We start from the raw sequence: 22,393 nt of genomic DNA on the forward strand, positions 1-22,393 counted from the left end.
TTGTCAACACTTAATTTTAAACTTTATAAAAATCTAAACTCAAGTTTTACTCGACTCACTAAGTGGTTTGCTTGCCTCGCTAAGCGTTGCCCGCTCTGCCGTCTCAGTGGGGTCGCATTATAGGGAGATCCGAAAACAGATCAACCCTTTTTTGAAGAAAACTTGAAAAAACGTGTCGTTCGCGCATATTTTCATCGAAACGGTTACTTTAAACACTAAAAAGGCCCACAAGGGCCTTTTTACTCAATGAACGAGAAGCTTCCAACCAAGTTTACTTTGCTGTTTAGACTCTTGTTGTAGTTCACTTGCCATTAATGGATGTTCTTTTAACCAGTTATTTTCGAATGTTAATGTTAAAACTTCATTCTTAGCGGTTAATTCAAAATGTGGCAGAACATCGTCCTGTCGTCTCATCGACAAAATAACGGACACTCGAAGTAATCTTACAATGTACTGCGCAAGAAGGTTGTTTGCACCTAACGCGTTGAAGCTATCTTTTGGTATATCAGAACGATGTGCATCGGCTACTGCCACAATTAACCTGTGCTCTGATTGCGAAAAACCAGGCATGTCGGTATTTTCTAGGATATACGCTGTATGCTTATGATACTGCTTATACTCTATTAGTAAGCCGATTTCATGTAACTGTGCAACGGCTTTTAATAGGGGTAAGCCATTTAAGTGATTAATTGGCCAATCTTCATTGATGCTTTGTGCGAGCTCAATTGCCAAACTAGAAACTCGTGATGCTTGTTTTTGGTCAACATGGTATCGACTCATAAACCCATCAACTGTTCGCTTTCTTATATCGCTATTATGAAACTCTGGCACCATGCTATATAAAACACCTTCACGAAGTGCGCCGCCTGCAAGTCCCATTTTTTCAATTTCTAACGATTCAAACAAAGCAATCAAGATAGCAAGGCCCGATACAAATACCAATCGACGATCTTCGCTTAAACCTGGAAGGTCTAACGCTGCAATGGATTTAAATGCAATTGATTGCTCTTTTATTGAATTAAGCTTTTCTAAAGTAAGAAGATCATCAAGGTTTTGTGCCACCATAATTTCTTGAATTGCTTGTACTGTACCTGATGCGCCTGATGCTATTTGCCATCCTGCGGCTTTGTATTCAGGAGCTATATTATCAATAACAGTTCGAGCAGCCTTTATAGCGGTATTGAAATTGCTATGTGTTAATAAGCAATCTTTAAAGTAACGCTCAAGGTAAGTAACACACCCCATGTTGAGGCTCTTGTATAAAAGTGCATCAAACTCTTTACCAATCACTACTTCAGTGCTTGCACCACCAATGTCAATAACAAGCTGTTTGCCAGTACATGCAGAAGTATGCGCTACACCTTTGTATATGGTACGCGCTTCTAATTCACCACTGATAACATTGATTTTATGGCCAAGAATTTTTTCAGCCTGCGCTTTAAATATTTCAGCATTGGTTGCTAAGCGTAATGTAGCCGTAGCTACTATTGTAATATTTTGATTTGGAATATCTTGTAAACGCTCAGCAAAAAGCGCGAGGCATTCCCAGCCTCGTTGCATAGCCTCGGTGCTTAATATGTTATCTTTATCAAGCCCTGCGGCTAACCTGACCTTGCGTTTTACGCGACCAATAGTTTGTAAACCGCCAGCCACTGATTTGGCAATTAGCATATGAAAGCTATTTGATCCCAAATCAATAACTGCGTATACATTTTTTTGCGGTATAAGTTGCCCCACCGTTCAAAAACCTCTAGTTACTACTACTTATACAAACGGTCTATTACGACCGTCCTTTTTGGTAACTATTATTTGGTCGACGTCCGTTATTGTTACTACGATTACGAGGACCATTTGAATAGTTGCGCTTTCTTTGAATAATAGGCTTAGTTAAATCATCTAACAAAGCGGCTTTATCGTAATGCGATAAAGGAATGCTGTGCTCTATGTATTCTTCAATTTCATGCAGGTTGTATGCATATTGTTCACACGCAAAGCTTATTGCATGTCCTGATGCACCTGCACGACCTGTTCGACCAATACGATGAACATAATCCTCACAGTCGTCTGGTAAGTCAAAGTTAAATACATGACTTACTTCTGGTATATGCAACCCACGCGCTGCAACATCAGTTGCAACTAAAAAGTCTAATTCGCCTTTGCTAAATTGCGCTAAAATGCTTTGACGTTTTTTCTGATTTACATCACCCGTTAGCATACCAACACGATGACCATCAGCTTTTAACCACGCATATACGGTTTCACAGCTGTGTTTAGTGTTTGCAAACACAATGGCTTTATCAGGCCATTCTTCTTCAATTAACGTTAATAAAAGCTTAATTTTATCTTCTTGTGAAGGGTGAAATAGCTCTTCTTTTATGCGTTTACCGGTTTTTACGTCTGGCTCAATTTGTACATGCTCTGGGTTGGTCATGTGTTCAAAAGCAAGTTCTTGCACGCGGTATGATAAAGTCGCAGAAAATAATAAGTTTAATCGCTTAGACGTATCTGGCATACGATCAAACATATAACGTATATCTTTTATGAAGCCTAAATCGAACATACGATCAGCTTCATCAAGCACGACAACCTCAATTTCATTTAGGGTGTAACAGCCTTGCTTGTACAAATCGATTAAACGACCTGTCGTGCCAATTAAAATATCTACGCCTTTTTCTAATTGTGCACGTTGTTTTTCGTAATCTTCGCCACCATATACTAAACCTAAGTTAAGATTACAGTGTGGCGCTAAAATTTTTGCATCTTTGTGTATCTGAATCGCAAGCTCCCGAGTAGGGGCCATGATCAGGGCTCTTGGATGTTTACTAGGTGCTTTGCTAGATTGTAATAACCGATGGCACGTAGCAGTTAAAAATGCCAACGTTTTGCCTGTACCTGTTTGTGCTTGGCCCGCAATATCGCGTCCATCACAAATAAAAGGTAGGCATTTTGCTTGAATAGGTGTGCAATATTCAAACCCATTCTCGGTTAGACCGGCAACCACTTCCGGTGCGATAGCAAAGTCTGAAAACTTTTTATCGGTTAAATGTGTCTTAGTCATAGCGTTTAAGCATAACGTTTAAACTTGCAATAAGAAACAAGAGTGTTTAAATACGCACTAAATATTTCGCCTAACTAAATCGGAGAGCGCAATGAGCGAGAAAATAATCCAAATTACTGACGATAGCTTTGAAGCTGACGTATTACAATCAGACAAGCCTGTACTAGTAGACTTCTGGGCTGAATGGTGCGGACCTTGTAAAATGATCGCCCCTATCCTTAATGAAGTTGCTGATGAATACGACGGTCGTGTTGCTGTTGCTAAACTTAATATTGACCAAAATGCTGGCACTCCGCCTAAATTTGGTATTCGCGGCATCCCTACTTTGCTTCTTTTTAAAGATGGCCAAGTTGCTGCAACTAAAGTTGGTGCACTTTCAAAAACACAACTTATCGAGTTTTTAGATAACAACATCTAATAGACTAGAACTAAAAAAGGGCTTTTTGCCCTTTTTTTGAATTTATTTTGTATAAACACTGGACGCTATGCCAGTGAACTGCTAGTTTATAAAGCCAACTAATCCTTAGTTATATTCAACCAACCTCACTCAACGATCAAAGCGACTTTGAGTATGACAATTGTAATAAAGAACCCACCAATATGCATTTACGCGAATTAAAAGACAAGTCTATAAAAGAACTTGTAAACTTAGCTGAGTCCATGGGGCTCGAAAACGTAGCCCGCTTAAGAAAGCAAGATATCATTTTTACCATATTAAAATCCCATGCCAAAGGCGGAGAAAATATCTTCGGCGGTGGTGTGCTTGAGATTTTGCAAGATGGTTTTGGCTTTTTAAGATCATCAGAAGCTTCTTACTTAGCTGGCCCAGATGACATTTATGTATCACCGAGCCAAATTCGCCGCTTCAGTATGCGTACTGGCGACTCAATTTCAGGCCTTATTCGTCCACCAAAAGATGGTGAACGTTACTTTGCATTACTTAAAGTAAACGAAGTTAACTTTGATAAACCTGAAAATTCTCGCACCAAAATTCTTTTTGAAAACTTAACGCCACTACATGCAAACGAACGTTTCCGCATGGAACGTGGTAACGGTAGTAAAGAAGATATCACTGCTCGTGTACTTGATTTAGCATCACCAATTGGCCGTGGCCAACGTGGTTTATTAGTAGCACCGCCAAAAGCGGGTAAAACAATGCTACTGCAAAACATTGCACAATCAATTACGCATAATCATCCTGATGTAACGTTAATGGTTTTACTAATTGACGAACGTCCTGAGGAAGTAACTGAAATGCAACGCCTTGTTAAAGGTGAAGTTATTGCATCAACGTTTGATGAGCCTGCATCTCGTCACGTACAAGTTGCCGAAATGGTTATCGAAAAAGCAAAACGTTTAGTTGAGCATAAAAAAGACGTTGTTATTTTACTTGATTCAATCACGCGTTTAGCACGTGCTTACAACACCGTTATTCCTTCATCAGGTAAAGTACTTACCGGTGGTGTTGACGCTAATGCACTACACAAACCTAAGCGTTTCTTCGGTGCCGCACGTAACGTTGAAGAAGGTGGTAGCTTAACAATTATAGCCACTGCACTTATCGATACTGGCTCTAAAATGGATGAAGTTATCTACGAAGAATTTAAAGGTACTGGTAACATGGAATTACATCTAAACCGCAAAATTGCGGAAAGACGTGTATTCCCAGCTATCGACTTTAACCGCTCTGGTACTCGCCGTGAAGAACTACTTACTAAGCCAGATGAGCTGCAAAAGCTATGGATTTTACGTAAAATCGTTCATGAAATGTCAGAGATTGACGCCATGGAATTTTTAATCGATAAACTATCAATGAGTAAAACCAATGATGAGTTTTTTGATTCGATGAAACGCCAATAACACATTTAAGTAATACAAAAAAAGCGCCCTGGGCGCTTTTTTTATATTTGTTATAATGTGTACTTACGTTTCATTGTATTTGTGTAATACAGCCTGGAGCTCTGACACAAGCTGATTAATATATTTCATATCTTTTTCGCCTTTTTGCAATAAGGCGCTGTCTAAATTTTTCGCAGCTGAAGCTATTTCCTCTAAGGCGAACATTTGTGCTGCACCTAATATTCGGTGGCTATCTTTTTGCAAAGCGTCAAAGTCTTCACTTAGAAAATGCTGTGTAATATTTTCGCTTTCTAAACCAAAACTTTGTTTAAAACTTATTACTAAATCACTGATATCTATCTCACTTGGTACATTAGGTTCATCCGAATGAACTTGGTCTAAATTTTCTGACAAGGTTTTATAAAATAAGTCTTTATCCAATGGCTTTGCAAGGTAACCGTTAAATCCTAATGTAAGGTAGTCGTCAATTTCGTGACTCATTGCGTTTGCAGTGAGCGCAAAAATTGGCCGTTGAAAACCACATTTTTTTAATAGCTCAAAGGCCGCTCGTCCATCCATTATAGGCATTTGAATGTCGAGTAATACAAGATCTGGGTACTCTTGCAAGCAACGCTCCACAGCTTGCTCACCGTTTTCTACCGCAATTACATCAAGCCCTAATGAACGCAAGTAACGGCTAATAAACCTACGGTTATCTGCATGATCCTCTGCAAGCAGGACAGTACCGCTTAGTTGCACTTTATTTTGCTCTATTTGCCCAATATCGATTTGATCACTAGAAACTTGTGCACAAGGTAAAAAGAACGAAAATTGACTTCCTTTTTTATATTCACTTTGCACGCTAATATACCCGCCCATCATAGAAGCGAGCTGCTGCGATAAACTAAGCCCCAGACCTGTACCACCAAAACGTCGGCTAATACTGTTATCCGCTTGGCTAAAGTATTCAAAAATGAGCTTTAATTGTGATGAGTTCATACCTATACCGGTATCTTTAACAATCAGTACAATACCCTGATCTGTTTTATTTAATGCAATTAATACCTGCCCTGATTGGGTAAACTTAATAGCATTGGCACACAAATTAATGAGAATTTGTTTTACTCGCATTATATCAAGGCGGGTGTAAAACTCATCGCCCACCTTATTTTCAAGCACAAGCCTGAGATTTTTTGCTTTTGCCTGAGGGTTAAACATTGCGTGCACATCGTTAACCAGTTGAACCATGTCAAAACAAGAAACATTAAGCTCTAACCTATTCGCTTCTATTTTACTTAAATCAAGTACATCGTTGATCAAACTTTTTAAATGGTTACTATGCCGCTGAATAATAGCTAACTCATCTTTTAGCTGTTCAGGCTCGTATAAACCATTCATTAAGTCGTCTGTTTGTCCGAGAATCGCCGTTAATGGTGTTCTTATTTCATGGCTAACATTAGCCAAAAATTGACTTTTAACATCATTAGCTGCTCTTAACTCTTGGGCAACAGCTTGAAGCTCTGCTGTGCGTTGCGCCACTTGCTCAGCTAAATATTGCTTTGCCCGTTTTTCTGCGCCGCGTCGGTATAAAGCAACCCCTGTCACTATGACTAAAAATAACAGTACAAAAATAAACACCGTTAACTGCGAACGCTGATGCATTTTTAGTTCTTGTAATTTACGGTCTTGTTTCAGCTCTTTAATTTCTTGATTTAATTGTGTGGCTTTAAACTGTCTTTCTAATACTGCTAGGGCTTTAACAATAGATTCACTTCTTAATTTGCGTAGTTCGTTATTGTACTTTTCATGCAACTGCATTGCATTTTCGTAGTTTCCCCTGCTCGCTTCAATCAAAGCATGGGTGCCAAGTCCATCTCGCATTATGCGATCATTACTATGCTCTTCAAGTAATTCAAAAACGCGTTCAATATTCGTTTTTGCCTCATCTAACATTCCCCTTACAAGCTGGACTTTTGCGAGAGTTTGCAGTGCAGTGAGCTCTAAGTTTTTATTATCAATTTTAAGTGAGTACTCTATCGCTAATTTCGCTTGTTCATACGCTAGTTCTACTTTATTAAGAATGATATTGACGTTTGCAAGGTTAGTGTACTGAGTAGCTAACTTATTGACATTATTGACAGATAGGTAATAACGGGTTGCTAATTGGTAGTAATGCATCGCTAAATCTAGCTGATTACTTTCAAAATAAACCACCCCCATATTGTTATGCACCAAAGCAATACCCAAATTATCATCTAACTTCCGAAAAATTTTTAACACATCTTGATAAATACTCATGGCATTTTCATAACGAGATAAGCGTATATAAACGCCTGCTATATTAAGTAAAATATCGCTTTTATCTTGTTCACTACCCACTTTTTCGTAAATTTCTTTTGCTTTTAAATAATAATCAAGCGTTGCTACCAATTTATGCATATTAAAATAAACCAAACCTATATTATTCAATAAATTTGCTTGCTCTAATGGTTGGTTATTAATTTTTGCAATATCAAGTGCACGGGTATATTGAGTAATTGCTTGTTTAAACAAGCCTTGATAAAAAAGTGCAACACCTTGCATTTTAATCGCACGAAAGTGCTCGCTAGGAAGAAGTGATCCAGAAGTTTCTTGCTCTAATGATTTAAAGTAATTAAAAGCATCACTATAGTGGCCGCTCGACAGCGCAGTATCGGCAAGGCCTGCATATATTACAGCACGACTTTGAGCTGTAATACGTTGGTTATTAAGTAAGGCGTTACCTAATTCAAGCTTTGCATCCCATTGTTGTTGTTGTTTAAACTCTTCTAATAATGGCTCTGATAGTTGAGCATAACTTGGCAAATAGAACAAACTGCTTACAATGAATAAGAGGCACTTGAGCTTGCCATGCATAATTTTAATCCTTCAAATTGTTACGTGTAACAATGTAATCTGTACTGAAGATACACTAAATACTAGGACCTAAACAATGCTTAACCCACTGATTGACCGAATATTTGACTTAATATTAACCCAAAAAGTGTGGCAAGTTCATATCCTAGCAGCTGAGCTTATTAATTGTGGCGCAATTAAGCCACTTGATAAAAACCCTGAACGTGATTTATTTAAGCGTAATTTTTTAATTATGAATGCATTGTATCAACTAAAGGAACAACTTCACCCTAAAAGTCTCTTAATATCAACACTTCATATAGAACTCATTGAAACAAGCATAGAAAGCCCTGCAACGGTTAAATCAAACTTAAAAGATTATTATTTAGACTGGGGGAATTACGAAGCAAGCGAAGAGCAAATTAATGAGCTACTCACAAGTTTTTGGCAAAAGTTTAAGAGGGTAAATAGCGCGCCAGCTTTAGCAGAAGATCACTTTGACACACTTTTGGCAAAGTGGCAGCTAACAAATGATTTTTCACTTAAAGAATTACAAAAACGTTGGCGACAGCTTGCACTGGCGAACCACCCAGACAAACCTACTGGCTGCGAGAATGCATTTAAGCAAATAAAAGTAGAGTACGAGCAGCTTAAACCGGCTGCTCGCTCATAAATTGATTAACGCGTTAGGCGACGAGCACGAATTTTGCGCCCTTTTATATTACCTTCGGTTAATTTACGAAGTGCCGGTTTAGACGCATTACGTTCAACAGCTACAAATGCGACGTTATCAAGAACATTGATTTTACCTACTTGACGCCCAGCAATACCGTCTTTACCCGTTAACGCACCTAAAATATCACCAGCACGCACTTTTTGCTTTTTACCTGAATCTATCATCAGAGTGACCATGTCTGGTTTGTACGGTGGTTTGTCCAACAAATTATATGAAGGCATTGGCTCTGGCTCAAAGTCGCGCTCATAGTGATCACCAATTTGCGCTACTTTAAATTGCTCTGCATCACCATAAATTGAGCAAGCAATTCCTTTTTTACCCGCGCGACCTGTTCGCCCAACTCGGTGAACGTGCGTTTGCGGGTCATGCGCTAAATGGTAGTTGATTACCATGTCCATATCGTCAATATCTAAACCACGTGCGGCAACGTCTGTCGCGACTAAAATAGACGCACTTTTATTAGCAAAATGAATCAGAGTGCGCTCACGGTCACGTTGTTCTAAATCACCATGCAATGCCACGGCGCTGAAACCTTCATCGGCTAAATCATCGCACACTTGCTGCGTTTCTACCTTGGTGTTACAAAACACAACACAGCTTTGTGGTGTAAATTTAAGTAATAGTAACTTAAGTGTTGGATAGCGCTGTTTATTGTTATCCATTTTGTAGAAGTATTGTTTTATTGTGCTTTTTTCTTGCTCTTCTTCTACTTTAATCATTTCTGGGTTACTAAGTACACGCTTTGATATCGCTTCGATTGCGCGTGGAAAAGTAGCACTAAACAAAAGCGTTTGGCGGTTTTGTGGAATACATTCAATAATCGCATCAAGGGTATCTTGAAAGCCCATATCAAGCATTTGATCGGCTTCGTCTAGTACTAATGTTTCTACATCGTCTAACCGTAAAGTCCCTTTGCGAATATGGTCATCTACGCGCCCTGGTGTACCAACAATGATGTGTGCACCGTGTTCAAGTGACCCAATTTGCGGCCCAATTGATACACCACCACATAGCGTTAATATTTTAATATTATGGATACCACGCGCAAGCTTACGCATTTCAACAGCCACTTGTTCAGCAAGTTCACGTGTTGGACATAAAACTAGCGATTGAATTCTAAAACGTTTTACGTTTAATTTAGCAAGCACACCTAAACTAAACGCAGCCGTTTTACCTGAGCCGGTTTTTGCCTGAGCAATGATGTCTTTACCTTCAAGTACAGGTGGCAAACTTTGCGCCTGTACAGGTGTCATGTGGGCGTAGCCAAGCGTCGATAAATTATCAACAAGTCCAGCTGGTAAAGCCAAAGATGAAAAAGCAGTTGAAGTCACAGTAAATTCCATAGCAGTAAAAATAACGCAGGATAAAGTCCCACTAAATATGCCGCTAATAATAGCAGAATTCGTTATTGGCAACCATTAGCAAACACATTATAAAATATTGTTAATAAAAACACATTGCAAATGATATTTATTTTCATTAAGATTGCGCTTCACTTTTTATTTAAATAATGAGCTGGAAGCATCAAATGAAACTGAGTTCACTTTACATCGCACTATTAGCAACAATAACAACAAACACATATGCAAACTCTACCGACCTTGAACATATTGAAGTCAAAGGAAGTTACTTTAATGACTACAAAGTAGATAACGCAAATGGTGCAATGAGAACATCAACTTCATTACTCGACACTGCTCAATCAGTGACTGTAATTAGCGATATTATTATTAACGAACAACTTGCGACAACACTAGGTGAAGTACTTTCAAACGATGCAAGCTTAACGGCTGGTTCTAAACAACGTAACCGTGAAGTATTTAACTTACGTGGTTTTGAACTTAGCTCATCAACGGGTTACTTACGCGATGGTCATCAGCACTGGTCGCACTATCAACAACCCATTGAAATTTTACAGCAAGTAGAAGTTATTAAAGGTCCATCGAGCATTTTATATGGTCAATCAGGCCCTGGCGGACTAATTAATATGGTCACTAAAAAGCCAACAGCACAAACTTTGTTCAATGCCAGTGCAGATGTAGATCAACACGGTTCAACGCGGTTTATGCTTGATGCTAGCGGAGCATTAACGGATGCAGAAGATTTACGTGCACGCGGTATTTTAGTTAAGCAAGATGTTGATTACTGGCGCGAATACCAAAATGGTGAAAACCGCGAACGTGACCGCTTTTTAGGTGCATTTATTGTTGATTACGACATTAGTGACAATGCCTTAGTACGTGTGCATTACGACCGCACAGACGACGAAGCAGGTTTAGACACCGGCGCATGGATAGACGACAACGCAAACGTTATTGGCGACGATAAAACTATTCGCGATATGTCTTGGGCGTTTACCGACATAACGGTAGAAAATGCGGGCATAGATTTTAAAGTGTTTTTAAACGATAACTGGCAAGTAAAACTTGGTTATAACGAACAAACATTTGAGCGCCAACGTTTTGAGTCAGCGCCACGTAAGCCGGGTAATTTTGTTGAAGGCGACAGCTATGAGTCTCGCCCATACGACCGATTCGACGACTGGCAATTTAAAACAGCATTTATCGACTTCATTGGTGAATTTGAAACAGCCGGTGTTCATCATCAATTATTAATTGGTGCTAACTCACTTGATTATTATTATGGCCAGCGTCGCACCTCAGCTGATTCATTTAATTTTATAGCAGGCCAAGCAGAACCAAGTCGCCCAACTGTCAGTTACAAAACTGACGACACTATTAGCGAAACAGAATACGACTATTACGGTATTTATGTGCAAGACTTAATCACGTTTTCGCCACAATGGCAGCTATCGCTTGGTGGTCGCTACGATAAGCAAACACGTGAAGATGCAAATAATGAATCGTTTGTGCCAAAAGTAGGTGTTCTTTATCACCCTAATGCATCAGCTACTATATACGCGAGTTACTCTGAAGGCTTTGAGCCTCAAGGAAGCGATACTCTTGTAAACGAAGACGATATAAATAATGGTATGAAGCTTGACGCCGTTACCTCTGAGCAAAAAGAAATTGGCGTTAAGTGGCAATTGTTTGATGATCGCTTAATGCTAAGTGGTGCGCTTTTTGACATTAGTAAAAATGGCACACTAGTTACAGAAACACTTGATATACCAGTGGGTGATTTAATCTCTGAAACAAACCAAATTGGTGAACAGCGCCACAAAGGCGTTGAACTAACAGCGCAAGGTGCGGCAACTGACCGTTTATTCGTAATGGCATCGACTATGTATTTAGATGCTAATTACGAGCGTGACGAAGAATTGGAAGGTAAGCGCCCTACCGATGCCCCTAAATGGTCTGCATCGCTTTGGACTCGTTACGAATTAAACGACGCAATTGCATTTAATGCGGGTGCATTTTACGACGGTGAGCGCTTTGCAGATAGTGCCAACACGATTACTAAAGATGCCTACACACGCGTAGATGTAGGTGCAACTTACAAACTTAAAGTAAGCAAAACCGATGTTAATTTACGCCTAAACATAGAAAACTTATTTGATGAAGATTATCTAGCCGGTGGCGGAACAAATAACGTAACAATAGGTGAAGGTACTAACGTAAGACTGGCTGCACAGTTTAGCTTTTAATTAAGCGCTTTAATTACCAGCCCGCGCTTAAAATACGCGGGCTTTTTGCGCTTTAAAGCCGCTCATTCATCTCATTCTATTTTTTTACGTCTTTATTACATGTTTTAATAGCCGCAATTTCAAACAAGGCTAATTACCATGAAAAACCTCATCACCGCGCTACTGCTTACCAGTAGCATGGCAGCCACTGCCAGCAGCAACGAATTTACACCAACGCAATTACAACAAGTAGATGAAGTGCGTACCACTGCACTTAATAGCCACCTAAGCTATGAGCTATTAGAGTCACTAACAACAGAAGTTGGCCCGCGCTTACCAGGCACCGAAAACGACAAAAAAGCCGTTGCATGGGCCCAAGCTAAATTTAAAGAACTCGGTTTTGACAAGGTATGGCTTGAAGAGGCGACGTTCCCAGAGTGGCGCCGCTACAGCGAAAGTGGAAAAATATTAACGCCTAGCGAACAACCCCTTCACTTAACCGCGCTAGGTAATAGCATAAGCACACCCAAAGAAGGTATTAGCGCACCCATTGAGTTATTCGAAACACTTGATGAGCTAAAAGCAGCACCGGCTAATAGCTTAAAGGGTAAAATTGCTTACATTAATTACCGAATGAATCGCGATATAGACGGTAATGGTTATGGACCCGCTGTTAAAGCACGTGCCACTGGAGCAATTGAAGCATCTAAAAAAGGGGCTGTGGCCTACATGATGCGCTCAGTAAGTACAGGTCATCACCGTTTTGCCCACACTGGCGGTAGTTATTACAAAGAAGGTGTTAAAAAAATACCTAATGTAACCATTGCCAACCCCGATGCCGATCAAATTGCCCGTTTAGTCGCTTTAGGTAAAGATGTATCAGTAAATATAAATGTACAAACCGAAAACCTCGGCGAAGGCACTAGTTACAATGTTATAGGCCAATTTAACGGGACTGAAACCCCTGAACAATACGTATTAATTGGCGGACATTTAGACTCATGGGATTTAGGCACGGGCGCACTTGATGATGGCGCCGGCGTTGCATTAACTATGGCGGCAGCTAAACATATTAGCGATGTAAAACGCCCTAAACGCAGTATTCGCGTTGTCCTTTTTGCCGCTGAAGAGCTTGGTTTATGGGGTGCTAAAGCTTACTTTGCGAAACATAAAAACGATTTACACAATATTGTTGCTGCCGCAGAGTCTGACTTTGGCGCTGATGTAGTTTACGGTTTTGAATCAAATGTAGATGCAGCGTCACTGCCTGTAGTGCGCGCTATCGCGAAAGAACTTGCCCCTTTAGATGTTGAGTACATTGGTAAAAACCAAGCTAACGGCGGACCTGATCTAATTCCATTTAAAAATGCAGTCTCGGCACCTATTTTTGAGCTAGCCCAAGATGGTACAGACTACTTTGATTATCACCACACTGCTGACGACACGCTTGATAAAGTAACGCCAGCAAAGCTTCGTCAAAATACAGCAACCTATGCGGTATTTGCACTTATGGCAGCAGACGCAAAAACAACAATTAAACCAAAAGTAACAACAAAAGAGTAGCAGACATACTTACTTACAGTTTGCTGCTTTAAAAAATATGCCCCTTGATTTACTTTAGTAGAAATTAAAACTCGGGGCATTATTGCATGCTGCTTTTCAACACCAGTCAGTCCTTTCCTCACTTTTCACAAACGCAGTGCTGCCCAAACTGCCAAAGCGATAGCTATCACTTAGTAAACCATAGCCGTTACTTACGTTTTACGATTATTCCTATCGTACCGTTAAAGCTAAACTACAAGCGCGAATGCTACCAATGTGGACATAACGAAGCCATTAATTTAAAAAAGCTCCCCTTAATTGAAAAACTAAGCCTGCCAAAATACGGGGTTGGCTTAATTTTATTATTGTGGGTAATGGTGTATTTTTTTCAACAATACACCGATAACCAAGCACTCAAATACAGCTACTTAAATAACCCACAGGCATTTGATACGTACTTAGTTCACGCCGATAAATTTACTCACGAACCATGGACGCTAACAAATTTAAAAGTGGCCCAAGTGCTAAGCTTTGACGAGCAATTTATTACTTTTCAAGTAAGCAACTATAGCTATAAACGCAACCGAGGCATAACCACGGCAATGCGCACCAGCTTATTAGTGCAACGCGATTATTTTTCAACAAACACAATTACCTTACCGCGTGATGAGGTAAAGCGCTTATATGACAGTGACGTGATTTACGATGTACTACGCCCACACGCTAATAGCTTGTATGGTGGGTTTGTGATGTTTCCGCCTAAACCTAAGCCTTTATACAAAGGTTTAAAACTAGATAAAAATAACCAGCAAGGCATTATGTACTTTAAAGATGGGCAATTTGAAGAAGCCTTAGAGAGCTTTAAACTTGCTGCAGAGTCAGGCTCTCAATGGGGTCAGCTTAACCTTGCACAAATGTACCGAGACGGGCAAGGTGCAGGCAAAAACACACAACAAGCTATTTACTGGTATAAAAAAGCAATTGCTCAAGGTAATAGTAAAGCAGCTTACGAGCTTGAGCAGTTGTGTAAATTTATAACGTGCTAATAAGTTATGTAGGGCAGAAAACGCTGCTCTACTTGTTTGTCTTAAATAACCTTGTATAAGCTACATGAAAAAGCACAATAACCAGCCCCGCAACAACACCTAACAACCCATCAAAAATAAGCGGAGCTAATACCTCACCTATATTGCCTAGTATTGATTGCGCATAGCCAATCATATTAAGTTGTGTGTGGTGCAGTAACTCAATACCATGAGATAAAATACCACCACCCACCAAAAACATAGCAACAGTACCCGCAAACGCTAAAAATTGCATAAGTCGCGGTGCTGCTGCAAGTAAGCCTTTACCTATAAACTCTTTAACCGTACTGCCAGAGACTTTAGATTGATTCACCAAATACAAGCCTGCATCATCAAGTTTTACAATGGCAGCCACAAGTCCGTAAACACCAATAGTCATAACAATGGCTATTACACAAAGCACTAAAGATTGATTAAGCAATGTTTGGCCTGCAACAGTGCCGAGCGTAATAACAATAATTTCAGCCGATAGAATAAAGTCCGTTCGTATCGCGCCTTTTATTTTTTGCTTTTCATATTCAACTAAATCAGGCGTTTCGTCGCCATCGGCAATATCATCGTGATGAGGTAAAAATCGCGCAAATACTTTTTCAGCCCCTTCAAAACATAAAAACAAACCACCTAAAATTAAAAGTGGTGTAATTAGCCATGGCAGCCAAACGCTGATCATTAAAGCTGCTGGGACAAGTATGGCTTTATTTAAAAATGACCCTTTAGCTACCGCCCATACAACAGGTAGCTCTCTGTCGGCTGACACACCCGTTACTTGCTGTGCATTGAGTGCTAAGTCGTCACCTAAAACACCCGCCGTTTTTTTTGTCGCAACTTTACTCATGGTTGCAATGTCATCGAGTAAAGCCGTTATATCATCTAATAATGTTAAAAGGTTAGTGCCTGCCATTGTGCTTCCTAAGGTCTGTTGTTCTTTCAATGTTAATTTGCAGCAGCCTGTTTGGTTCTTCCTAGGGGCTACTTACTCTTTGTTGCTCGGCTTTTACTTAGTCCACTAGGTTACAAACCTCGCGCCGCGATTAAATAGCCCCTAGTGTGGACAAATTTCAAGCCTAAAAGATCAACAGACCCTATCTTATAAATAATTTAATCAACATAACGTAAAGCTCGTCTTTCACCAACGGTTAATTTTGCTCTGTTATTCTGAAATAGAATAGCCGGTGAAAAATAAAGGAAGGGGAAATGAAAGCAACAATCGTTTTAGTAGTTTATTTACTGTGTTTAATAGGGTGCAATGACAAAACAACAACCACACACTATGTATGCAATGATAATAAAGCCGTGCTTAATGTCTTAGCAAACGAAAAAGCAGCACTCACTTTTAAAAATAAAATCTATCATCTTACGCATGAAAAAAGCGCCTCTGGTAATAAATACATTAGTAACAAAGTCCTTTTTTGGGGGAAAGGCACTAAAGCTATGCTTATAATTTCAGGGAATAAACACCTTTGCAGCACAAAATAACAACCCACTAACAACATATTAAAAAACCTGCTACACTAACAAAAGTCTTAATTTTGTTGATGAAGTTATGCGTTCTATTGCCATTAAACATAAAATAATTTTAGCCTTTTCTGCCATTGGCTTACTAATGCTTATTAGTAGCTTATTTTTTTACTGGTCCTTAAATAAAATAAGCACCACAACTTCACGTATAGAAAACCTTGCAGTACCAGCCCAACAAGTAAGTAAAGACTTAAGGCTATCGCTTCTTTCTATTACCAAATTCAATGCTCTAGCTTATAGTCAAACAAAACCTGATTTATTACTGACCAATAAAAAAGAAGCACTTAGCGAACAACAAGAATTCAGTAAGATGCTCAATGCACTTAAGCCGCAATTAACGGGTCAGCAAAACATGCAAACTTTGCTAGTTGACGCTTCAAAAAACTTTGAGCAACTAAGCAAAACAAGCGCAAACATGTTTAATGCCAAAGAACAGCGTTTTAGTGCGCAGTCGACTGCCGCTATATTAATTACAGAGTTTGGTGTTGAGCTCAGCAATCTCAGTAATGGCTTACTCGATATAGAACTCATAGAGGTCAGTGCAAAGCAGCAATCTTTACTCAGCTCTGTATTTGGCACTGCAACACGCATAGACGACTTACTATTTAATTTAAGCAACAATATTAAAAGTATTACGCAAACTACCAGTGTTAGCGACTTAAATGCTCATCAACAAGATACCCAATTTTTACTTGATAACATCCAGCCAAACTTTGTGTATTTAGAACAACAAGCCACTCCCTTTGGTGACAGTTTAAACGCGGCTCAATTCACCGAGCAATTTAATAACTTAAGATCACGATTAAATGGACCCGACGGTATTTACGCCCAGCAAAATAAAGCGCTTAAAAACACCCAAATGGCACAGCAAAGTTTTGAGCGCTTTCAACAAGAATTTATAGACACAGAAAGCCAATTATTACAGCTTAACAAGCTAGCTGACGAGCGTTTTCAAACACTGCAAAACAGTGCCAAATCGGCAATTAATATGGGCTCTAGCTCTGTTGTTATAATTGCGATTGTACTTATTGGATTACTTATTGTTATTTCAATATTTACAACCAATGCTATGCTAAAACCGCTTAAAAAAGTAAATAGCGATTTAGCACGTATTGCCTCGGGCGATTTTTCCAAACGCAGCCAACCGCGTAGCAAAGATGAGTTTGGCACTTTACTTAACAACATTAATAAGCTTAGTGACGATTTATCACACCTTATAAAAGCAATTAGTAATGATGCCCACGAGCTTGATAAATCGGCCATTCAAACAAGTGAAAAAGGTCAACAAATGACCATTGTTGCTCAGCAACAATTAGAACGAAGCGCACAAGCCACAGACCTTGCACATAGCATGTTAAATAATTCGCAAGCGGTTTATGAGCAGGCCGATAATGCATCTAACGAGATCACAAACGCCTCTCAGTTTGCAAACGACGTCAACCAAATAGCTAACGACAACAGTTTAAGTATTGAAGCACTCTTAAATCGACTCGATAAAGCGGTAAGTAGCACAGAAGAGCTGGCTGAGTTTACAGATTTAATAGGCGCAATTGTAAACACTATTAGCAGCATTGCAGAGCAAACTAATCTACTTGCATTAAATGCAGCAATAGAAGCGGCAAGAGCCGGAGAAAATGGCCGAGGCTTCGCGGTGGTTGCTGACGAGGTTCGCTCATTAGCGGCACGCACACAAAGCTCCACAAGTGAAATTCATACTATGATTCAAACGCTGCAACAACACACAAAAACGACGCAAAAAGAAATTAACGATGGCCAACAACAAGCTAAACAGTGTGTTGAAAACAGTGCTGAACTAAATAAAGCGGTTGAGCGTATAAAAGGAACATTACTTTCAATTAACCACATGAGTGAGCAAATTGCTACGGCTTCTCATGAACAGTTAACAAACAGTGATGATATTCAAAAAATAATGGCTAAGGTGACCGAACAAGCCACTTTAAATGCCAATAACGCAACCACCCTAGCAAGCGAAAGTGAAGATGTAAATCAACTTGCACACTCTTTAACAAGTGCCGTAGAGCGCTTTAAGTTTTAAGTGCAGGTGTAATGACTTGCTTTGCATGAAATGGGTATAATAGTTCAACTCTTTTGCTTAATAGCGGCCCATAATGAAATATAAAGATCTGCGCGATTTTATCAATTTACTTGAAAAAAAAGGTGAGCTTAAACGCATCACCCAAGAAATTGACCCGTATCTTGAAATGACCGAAATTTCCGACCGCACACTGCGTGCAAAAGGTCCTGCCTTATTATTCGAAAACCCAAAAGGGCACAGCATGCCGGTGCTTACCAATTTATTTGGAACACCAAAGCGGGTTGCCATGGGGATGGGTCAAACAGACGTTAACGAACTGCGTGAAGTAGGTAAGTTACTCGCGTTTTTAAAAGAGCCTGAGCCTCCTAAAGGTATTAAAGAGGCACTTGGATCTATTCCTGTGTTTAAAAAAGTGCTGAATATGCCAGCTAAAGAAGTTAAAAAAGCACCTTGCCAGCAAGTAGTTTTAGAAGGCGATGACGTTGATTTAACAAAGCTACCTATTCAACACTGCTGGCCGGGCGATGCAGCCCCTTTAATTACGTGGGGTTTAACCGTAACAAAAGGGCCATACAAAAAACGTCAAAATCTGGGTATTTATCGCCAACAGCTATTAGGTAAAAATAAAATAATTATGCGCTGGTTGTCGCATCGTGGCGGCGCGCTCGACTTTCAAGAGTGGTGTAAAGAAAACCCTGGCCAACCTTATCCTGTGTCGGTGGCGTTAGGTGCTGATCCGGCGACCATTTTAGGTGCTGTAACTCCTGTTCCAGATACGCTTAGCGAATATGCATTTGCTGGGTTATTACGAGGAAGCCGAACTGAAGTAGTAAAGTCGATTTCAAATGACTTGCAAGTACCTGCCAGTGCCGAAATAGTACTAGAAGGTCATATTATGCCAGGCGAAATGGCGCCAGAAGGCCCCTATGGCGACCACACTGGTTACTACAACGAAGTTGATGACTTCCCTGTTATGACCGTAACTCACATTACACACCGTAAAGATCCTATTTATCACAGCACATTTACTGGCCGTCCGCCTGATGAGCCGGCTATTCTGGGTGTTGCACTAAACGAAGTGTTTGTTCCGATATTACAAAAACAGTTTCCCGAAATTGTCGATTTTTATTTACCGCCTGAAGGGTGTTCGTACCGCATGGCAGTAGTCACAATGAAAAAACAATACCCTGGTCACGCCAAGCGCGTAATGATGGGAGTATGGTCGTTTTTACGCCAATTTATGTATACCAAGTTTGTAATTGTGTGCGACGACGATATAAATGCACGCGACTGGGAAGATGTTATTTGGGCCATAACAACTCGTATGGACCCAGCGCGTGATACTACGTTAATTGAAAACACCCCAATAGATTATCTAGATTTTGCTTCTCCGGTATCGGGACTTGGTTCTAAAATGGGGATGGACGCAACCAACAAATGGGCAGGCGAAACCGACCGCGAATGGGGTGAACCTATAGTGATGGACAAAGCCACCAAAGAACGTGTTGATGATATTTGGGATAGCCTTAAAATTCTCTAACAACTCAACAAACCAAGCGGTGGCCAATAATTTATTTGCCACCGTTCGGACAAGCTATAAACAGGCTATAAAATAACCCTGTAGATATGCTAGAATCGACTCATTCAATTGCGTATCTGCTGTCAAAAGCGCTGCTAAAAGGTAAAAAATGCAAACATTAAAAGCTGAAGTTGTAGCTATCAGCCCACTTACAGAATTTGTTAACAAAGTAATTTTAAAGCCACAACAACCTGTGACCTTTGAAGCGGGCCAATACATGCAACTGGTGTTAGGTGAAAAAGACAAACGCGCTTTTTCTATTGCTAGCCGCCCATCTCAATGTGACGAAATAGAACTACACATTGGTGCTTCGGGTGCAGACTCATACGCAATGCAATCGCTTGAACACTTACGCAATGCACATGCAAACAACACAATGGTTGATATAGAGGCCGGGTTAGGTGTGTCTCAACTTCGCTTGCAATGTAATCGACCTATTATTTTACTTGCCGGTGGCACTGGTTTTTCGTATGTAAAATCAATGGCTGATCACTTGGCTGAAATAAACTGCGACCGCCCTGTATTATTTTATTGGGGTGTTAAAGAGGAGTCGGCATTGTACGCACATGAAGAAATGAAATTATGGGCAGAGAACCATGAACATTTTGAATTTATTCCTGTTGTCGAAAACCCATCAGCTAATTGGCAAGGTCACACTGGTTTTGTGCACAAAGCTGTAATGCAAGATATTGTATCACTTGAACCTTACGACATTTACATGGCGGGTCGTTTTGACATGATAGGGATTGTACGTGACGACTTTATAGCTCATGGTGCTATTCGTGAAAACATGTACGCCGATGCATTTGCATTTATAAAGTAAACTCATCGCATAGTTTAATAATAAGCACCTACGGGTGCTTTTTTTATGACTTTAAATTTTTAATAGTTTAAACCTATCACATTCATCAATATAAACAATTTCCTAAAATCCAATCTATAAACCATACTTTGTACAGAACATCAGCGGGAGAGACCCAAATGCTAAATACAAAAGTAAAAGATTTTATGCAACGCAAGTTGCCAAACATAACACCAAACACCGAAATGACGACAGCCATAGCCGAGTTACAAAAATTTAAATTACTTGGTGCGCCTGTATTCGACGACGAAAAATGCCTTGTCGGATTTATTTCAGAGCAAGAGTTATTAAAGCCTTTAATGCAGAGCAGTTATTTTTGCGAAGGGGTTGTAAAAGTGTCGCAGCTTATGCAAACCAATGTAGTCACAGTAAGTAGCGATTTAAACATTATTGAACTGGCTGAACAAATGCAGCCGGGTAAGCCTAAAAACTACCCAGTGGTAGAAGGCGTAAAAGTGGTAGGAATGATAAATCGTGCCGATGTACTCAAAGCGCTCTACGATAACTACCTTAGCTGCCAAGAGCACTAATTTAAACCTGAGCGTTAGACAGTAAACCTCTTATTAACTAGCGCTCAAGTTCAGTCCATAAATATGCGGCTTTAAAGCGGCATATTTATTTGTATTGCTTAACGTGCACTCACTTGTGCTAGTAGTGCTTTTTTATCGCCGTCGCTTAAAAATGCAATTTCCAACGCATTCGCTTGGGCTTTTTCTATATCAGCCTGAGATAAACCAGCCTTGGGTGCTGCAATAGTATATTCATGCTCTATTTCTATACCTTCAACAGCCGGATCATCTGTATTAAGGCAAGCAAGAATGCCATAATCTAAAAACTGTTTAAGCGGGTGCGTAGCTAGGTCGGTGACTGTGCTAGTCTGAATATTACTGGTTAAACATGACTCAATACCAATACGGTTGTCACGTAAGTAATCCATTAACGTTGGGTCTTCAATTGCTTTTACACCATGGCCAATTCTACTTGCACCTAGCTCGTTAATCGCTTGCCAAATACTAGGTGCACCAAGTGCTTCACCGGCATGAATTGTTGACGCTAAATACGCATCACGCACTTGCTTAAAGTGCTCAATAAATAACTCTCCCGGAAAGCCAATTTCATCGCCCGCTAAATCAACAGCCACTAAGTCATTTTTAAACGCAAGTAATGCATCAAGCTCATGTTGGCACGTTTTAACACCATAAGTACGCGACAAAATACCAATTAAATTAGCTTTAATATTGGCATTCTTTGTTGCTGATTTAATACCATCAACCACAGCTTCGACAACACCTTGTGGATGTAAGCCTTGGCTTTGAGCCATGTAGTAAGGACTGAAACGAAGCTCAACGTAATCAAGACCTTGCGCTTGTGCATCTTCAATATTTTCAATAGCTATACGGCGGCATGCATCGTAATCGCCAAGTACCGTAACACCCCAGTCTAGCTTTTGTAAGAAAGCGACAAGGTTTGGCTCTGGATCTATCACTTGAACATGAGGGATTAATTGTTCAACGTTATCTGCGGGTAAATCAATATTAAACTGACGACCAAGTTCTAGTATGGTTTGCGCGCGAACATTACCATCTAAATGACGGTGAATATCTAGCAAAGGTAGTTTTCTATTGATCATAGTAGCACCCAGTTTAATTAAATTTTTG

General features: G+C 39.9%; 17 protein-coding genes. 11 read left to right on the plus strand and 6 right to left on the minus strand.

Features of this window, described 5'->3' with window-relative positions:
- Nucleotides 1-243: 243 nt before the first annotated feature.
- Nucleotides 244-1,737 carry a guanosine-5'-triphosphate,3'-diphosphate diphosphatase gene (gene gppA / locus PS1M3_RS15955; protein WP_138740638.1) on the minus strand — a complete coding sequence of 498 codons (1,494 nt, stop codon included), beginning with the start codon at nucleotides 1,735-1,737 and terminating at the stop codon, nucleotides 244-246.
- Between the two features lie 43 nt (nucleotides 1,738-1,780).
- Nucleotides 1,781-3,058 (minus strand): ATP-dependent RNA helicase RhlB, encoded by a 1,278-nt coding sequence (rhlB, locus tag PS1M3_RS15960; protein ID WP_006792443.1) that lies wholly within the window; start codon nucleotides 3,056-3,058, stop codon nucleotides 1,781-1,783.
- 91 nt (nucleotides 3,059-3,149) lie between these two features.
- Here rhlB and trxA point away from each other — a divergent pair, with 91 nt between their 5' ends.
- Together trxA and rho are read left to right on the plus strand one after the other, a co-directional pair.
- The gene (gene trxA, locus PS1M3_RS15965; protein WP_006792444.1) at nucleotides 3,150-3,476 is read left to right on the plus strand and encodes a thioredoxin TrxA; all 327 of its coding nucleotides are present in this window, start codon (nucleotides 3,150-3,152) and stop codon (nucleotides 3,474-3,476) included.
- Between the two features lie 182 nt (nucleotides 3,477-3,658).
- The gene (gene rho, locus PS1M3_RS15970) at nucleotides 3,659-4,918 is read left to right on the plus strand and encodes a transcription termination factor Rho (RefSeq protein ID WP_006792445.1); all 1,260 of its coding nucleotides are present in this window, start codon (nucleotides 3,659-3,661) and stop codon (nucleotides 4,916-4,918) included.
- Nucleotides 4,919-4,981: 63 nt separating this feature from the next.
- Here rho and PS1M3_RS15975 read toward each other — a convergent pair whose 3' ends face one another.
- On the minus strand, nucleotides 4,982-7,792 hold the full coding sequence (locus tag PS1M3_RS15975; protein ID WP_203985404.1) for an ATP-binding protein: 2,811 nt from the start codon (nucleotides 7,790-7,792) through the stop codon (nucleotides 4,982-4,984).
- A 76-nt stretch (nucleotides 7,793-7,868) separates the two neighbouring features.
- Between PS1M3_RS15975 and PS1M3_RS15980 the strand changes: the two genes are divergently transcribed.
- Nucleotides 7,869-8,444 (plus strand): DNA-J related domain-containing protein, encoded by a 576-nt coding sequence (locus tag PS1M3_RS15980; protein ID WP_203985406.1) that lies wholly within the window; start codon nucleotides 7,869-7,871, stop codon nucleotides 8,442-8,444.
- A 5-nt stretch (nucleotides 8,445-8,449) separates the two neighbouring features.
- Here PS1M3_RS15980 and dbpA read toward each other — a convergent pair whose 3' ends face one another.
- Complete coding sequence (gene dbpA / locus PS1M3_RS15985) at nucleotides 8,450-9,838, minus strand: ATP-dependent RNA helicase DbpA (protein WP_203985408.1); 1,389 nt, start codon at nucleotides 9,836-9,838, stop codon at nucleotides 8,450-8,452.
- 197 nt (nucleotides 9,839-10,035) lie between these two features.
- Between dbpA and PS1M3_RS15990 the strand changes: the two genes are divergently transcribed.
- The 3 genes from PS1M3_RS15990 to PS1M3_RS16000 all read left to right on the plus strand — a co-directional run bounded on the left by PS1M3_RS15990 (nucleotide 10,036) and on the right by PS1M3_RS16000 (nucleotide 14,681).
- Entirely contained in the window at nucleotides 10,036-12,114 is a 2,079-nt protein-coding gene (locus tag PS1M3_RS15990; RefSeq protein WP_203985410.1) for a TonB-dependent siderophore receptor, read from the plus strand.
- A gap of 138 nt (nucleotides 12,115-12,252) precedes the next feature.
- Entirely contained in the window at nucleotides 12,253-13,656 is a 1,404-nt protein-coding gene (locus PS1M3_RS15995; RefSeq protein ID WP_203985411.1) for a M20/M25/M40 family metallo-hydrolase, read from the plus strand.
- 86 nt (nucleotides 13,657-13,742) lie between these two features.
- Complete coding sequence (locus tag PS1M3_RS16000) at nucleotides 13,743-14,681, plus strand: tetratricopeptide repeat protein (protein ID WP_203985412.1); 939 nt, start codon at nucleotides 13,743-13,745, stop codon at nucleotides 14,679-14,681.
- A gap of 28 nt (nucleotides 14,682-14,709) precedes the next feature.
- Here PS1M3_RS16000 and PS1M3_RS16005 read toward each other — a convergent pair whose 3' ends face one another.
- Nucleotides 14,710-15,621 carry a DUF808 domain-containing protein gene (locus PS1M3_RS16005; RefSeq protein WP_203985413.1) on the minus strand — a complete coding sequence of 304 codons (912 nt, stop codon included), beginning with the start codon at nucleotides 15,619-15,621 and terminating at the stop codon, nucleotides 14,710-14,712.
- A gap of 293 nt (nucleotides 15,622-15,914) precedes the next feature.
- Between PS1M3_RS16005 and PS1M3_RS16010 the strand changes: the two genes are divergently transcribed.
- From PS1M3_RS16010 to PS1M3_RS16030, 5 genes are all read left to right on the plus strand, one after another.
- Entirely contained in the window at nucleotides 15,915-16,196 is a 282-nt protein-coding gene (locus tag PS1M3_RS16010) for an MliC family protein (RefSeq protein WP_203985414.1), read from the plus strand.
- Between the two features lie 67 nt (nucleotides 16,197-16,263).
- Nucleotides 16,264-18,294: a methyl-accepting chemotaxis protein gene (locus PS1M3_RS16015; protein WP_203985416.1), complete on the plus strand. Its 2,031-nt coding sequence runs from the start codon at nucleotides 16,264-16,266 to the stop codon at nucleotides 18,292-18,294.
- 73 nt (nucleotides 18,295-18,367) lie between these two features.
- Nucleotides 18,368-19,834, plus strand: coding sequence for a 4-hydroxy-3-polyprenylbenzoate decarboxylase (gene ubiD / locus PS1M3_RS16020; RefSeq protein WP_006792455.1), 1,467 nt, complete (start codon nucleotides 18,368-18,370; stop codon nucleotides 19,832-19,834).
- 148 nt (nucleotides 19,835-19,982) lie between these two features.
- A complete protein-coding gene (gene fre, locus PS1M3_RS16025; protein ID WP_203985418.1) occupies nucleotides 19,983-20,696 on the plus strand; it encodes an NAD(P)H-flavin reductase in 714 nt (237 codons plus the stop codon).
- 158 nt (nucleotides 20,697-20,854) lie between these two features.
- Nucleotides 20,855-21,265: a CBS domain-containing protein gene (locus PS1M3_RS16030; RefSeq protein ID WP_008129477.1), complete on the plus strand. Its 411-nt coding sequence runs from the start codon at nucleotides 20,855-20,857 to the stop codon at nucleotides 21,263-21,265.
- A 98-nt stretch (nucleotides 21,266-21,363) separates the two neighbouring features.
- On the opposite strand, the gene add is transcribed toward PS1M3_RS16030, so the two are convergent.
- Entirely contained in the window at nucleotides 21,364-22,365 is a 1,002-nt protein-coding gene (gene add / locus PS1M3_RS16035) for an adenosine deaminase (protein ID WP_033025422.1), read from the minus strand.
- Nucleotides 22,366-22,393: the final 28 nt, after the last annotated feature.

The organism is Pseudoalteromonas sp. PS1M3, from assembly GCF_016865405.1.
Lineage (GTDB): Bacteria > Pseudomonadota > Gammaproteobacteria > Enterobacterales > Alteromonadaceae > Pseudoalteromonas > Pseudoalteromonas marina.

Excerpts from the sequence above, each read along its gene's own strand:
- rhlB (WP_006792443.1), bottom strand. The coding sequence starts at position 3,058 with ATGACTAAGACACATTTAACCGATAAAAAGTTTTCAGACTTTGCTATC.
- trxA (WP_006792444.1), top strand. The coding sequence starts at position 3,150 with ATGAGCGAGAAAATAATCCAAATTACTGACGATAGCTTTGAAGCTGAC.
- rho (WP_006792445.1), top strand. The coding sequence starts at position 3,659 with ATGCATTTACGCGAATTAAAAGACAAGTCTATAAAAGAACTTGTAAAC.
- PS1M3_RS15975 (WP_203985404.1), bottom strand. The coding sequence starts at position 7,792 with ATGCATGGCAAGCTCAAGTGCCTCTTATTCATTGTAAGCAGTTTGTTC.
- PS1M3_RS15980 (WP_203985406.1), top strand. The coding sequence starts at position 7,869 with ATGCTTAACCCACTGATTGACCGAATATTTGACTTAATATTAACCCAA.
- PS1M3_RS15990 (WP_203985410.1), top strand. The coding sequence starts at position 10,036 with ATGAAACTGAGTTCACTTTACATCGCACTATTAGCAACAATAACAACA.
- PS1M3_RS15995 (WP_203985411.1), top strand. The coding sequence starts at position 12,253 with ATGAAAAACCTCATCACCGCGCTACTGCTTACCAGTAGCATGGCAGCC.
- PS1M3_RS16000 (WP_203985412.1), top strand. The coding sequence starts at position 13,743 with ATGCTGCTTTTCAACACCAGTCAGTCCTTTCCTCACTTTTCACAAACG.
- PS1M3_RS16005 (WP_203985413.1), bottom strand. The coding sequence starts at position 15,621 with ATGGCAGGCACTAACCTTTTAACATTATTAGATGATATAACGGCTTTA.
- PS1M3_RS16010 (WP_203985414.1), top strand. The coding sequence starts at position 15,915 with ATGAAAGCAACAATCGTTTTAGTAGTTTATTTACTGTGTTTAATAGGG.
- PS1M3_RS16015 (WP_203985416.1), top strand. The coding sequence starts at position 16,264 with ATGCGTTCTATTGCCATTAAACATAAAATAATTTTAGCCTTTTCTGCC.
- ubiD (WP_006792455.1), top strand. The coding sequence starts at position 18,368 with ATGAAATATAAAGATCTGCGCGATTTTATCAATTTACTTGAAAAAAAA.
- fre (WP_203985418.1), top strand. The coding sequence starts at position 19,983 with ATGCAAACATTAAAAGCTGAAGTTGTAGCTATCAGCCCACTTACAGAA.
- PS1M3_RS16030 (WP_008129477.1), top strand. The coding sequence starts at position 20,855 with ATGCTAAATACAAAAGTAAAAGATTTTATGCAACGCAAGTTGCCAAAC.
- add (WP_033025422.1), bottom strand. The coding sequence starts at position 22,365 with ATGATCAATAGAAAACTACCTTTGCTAGATATTCACCGTCATTTAGAT.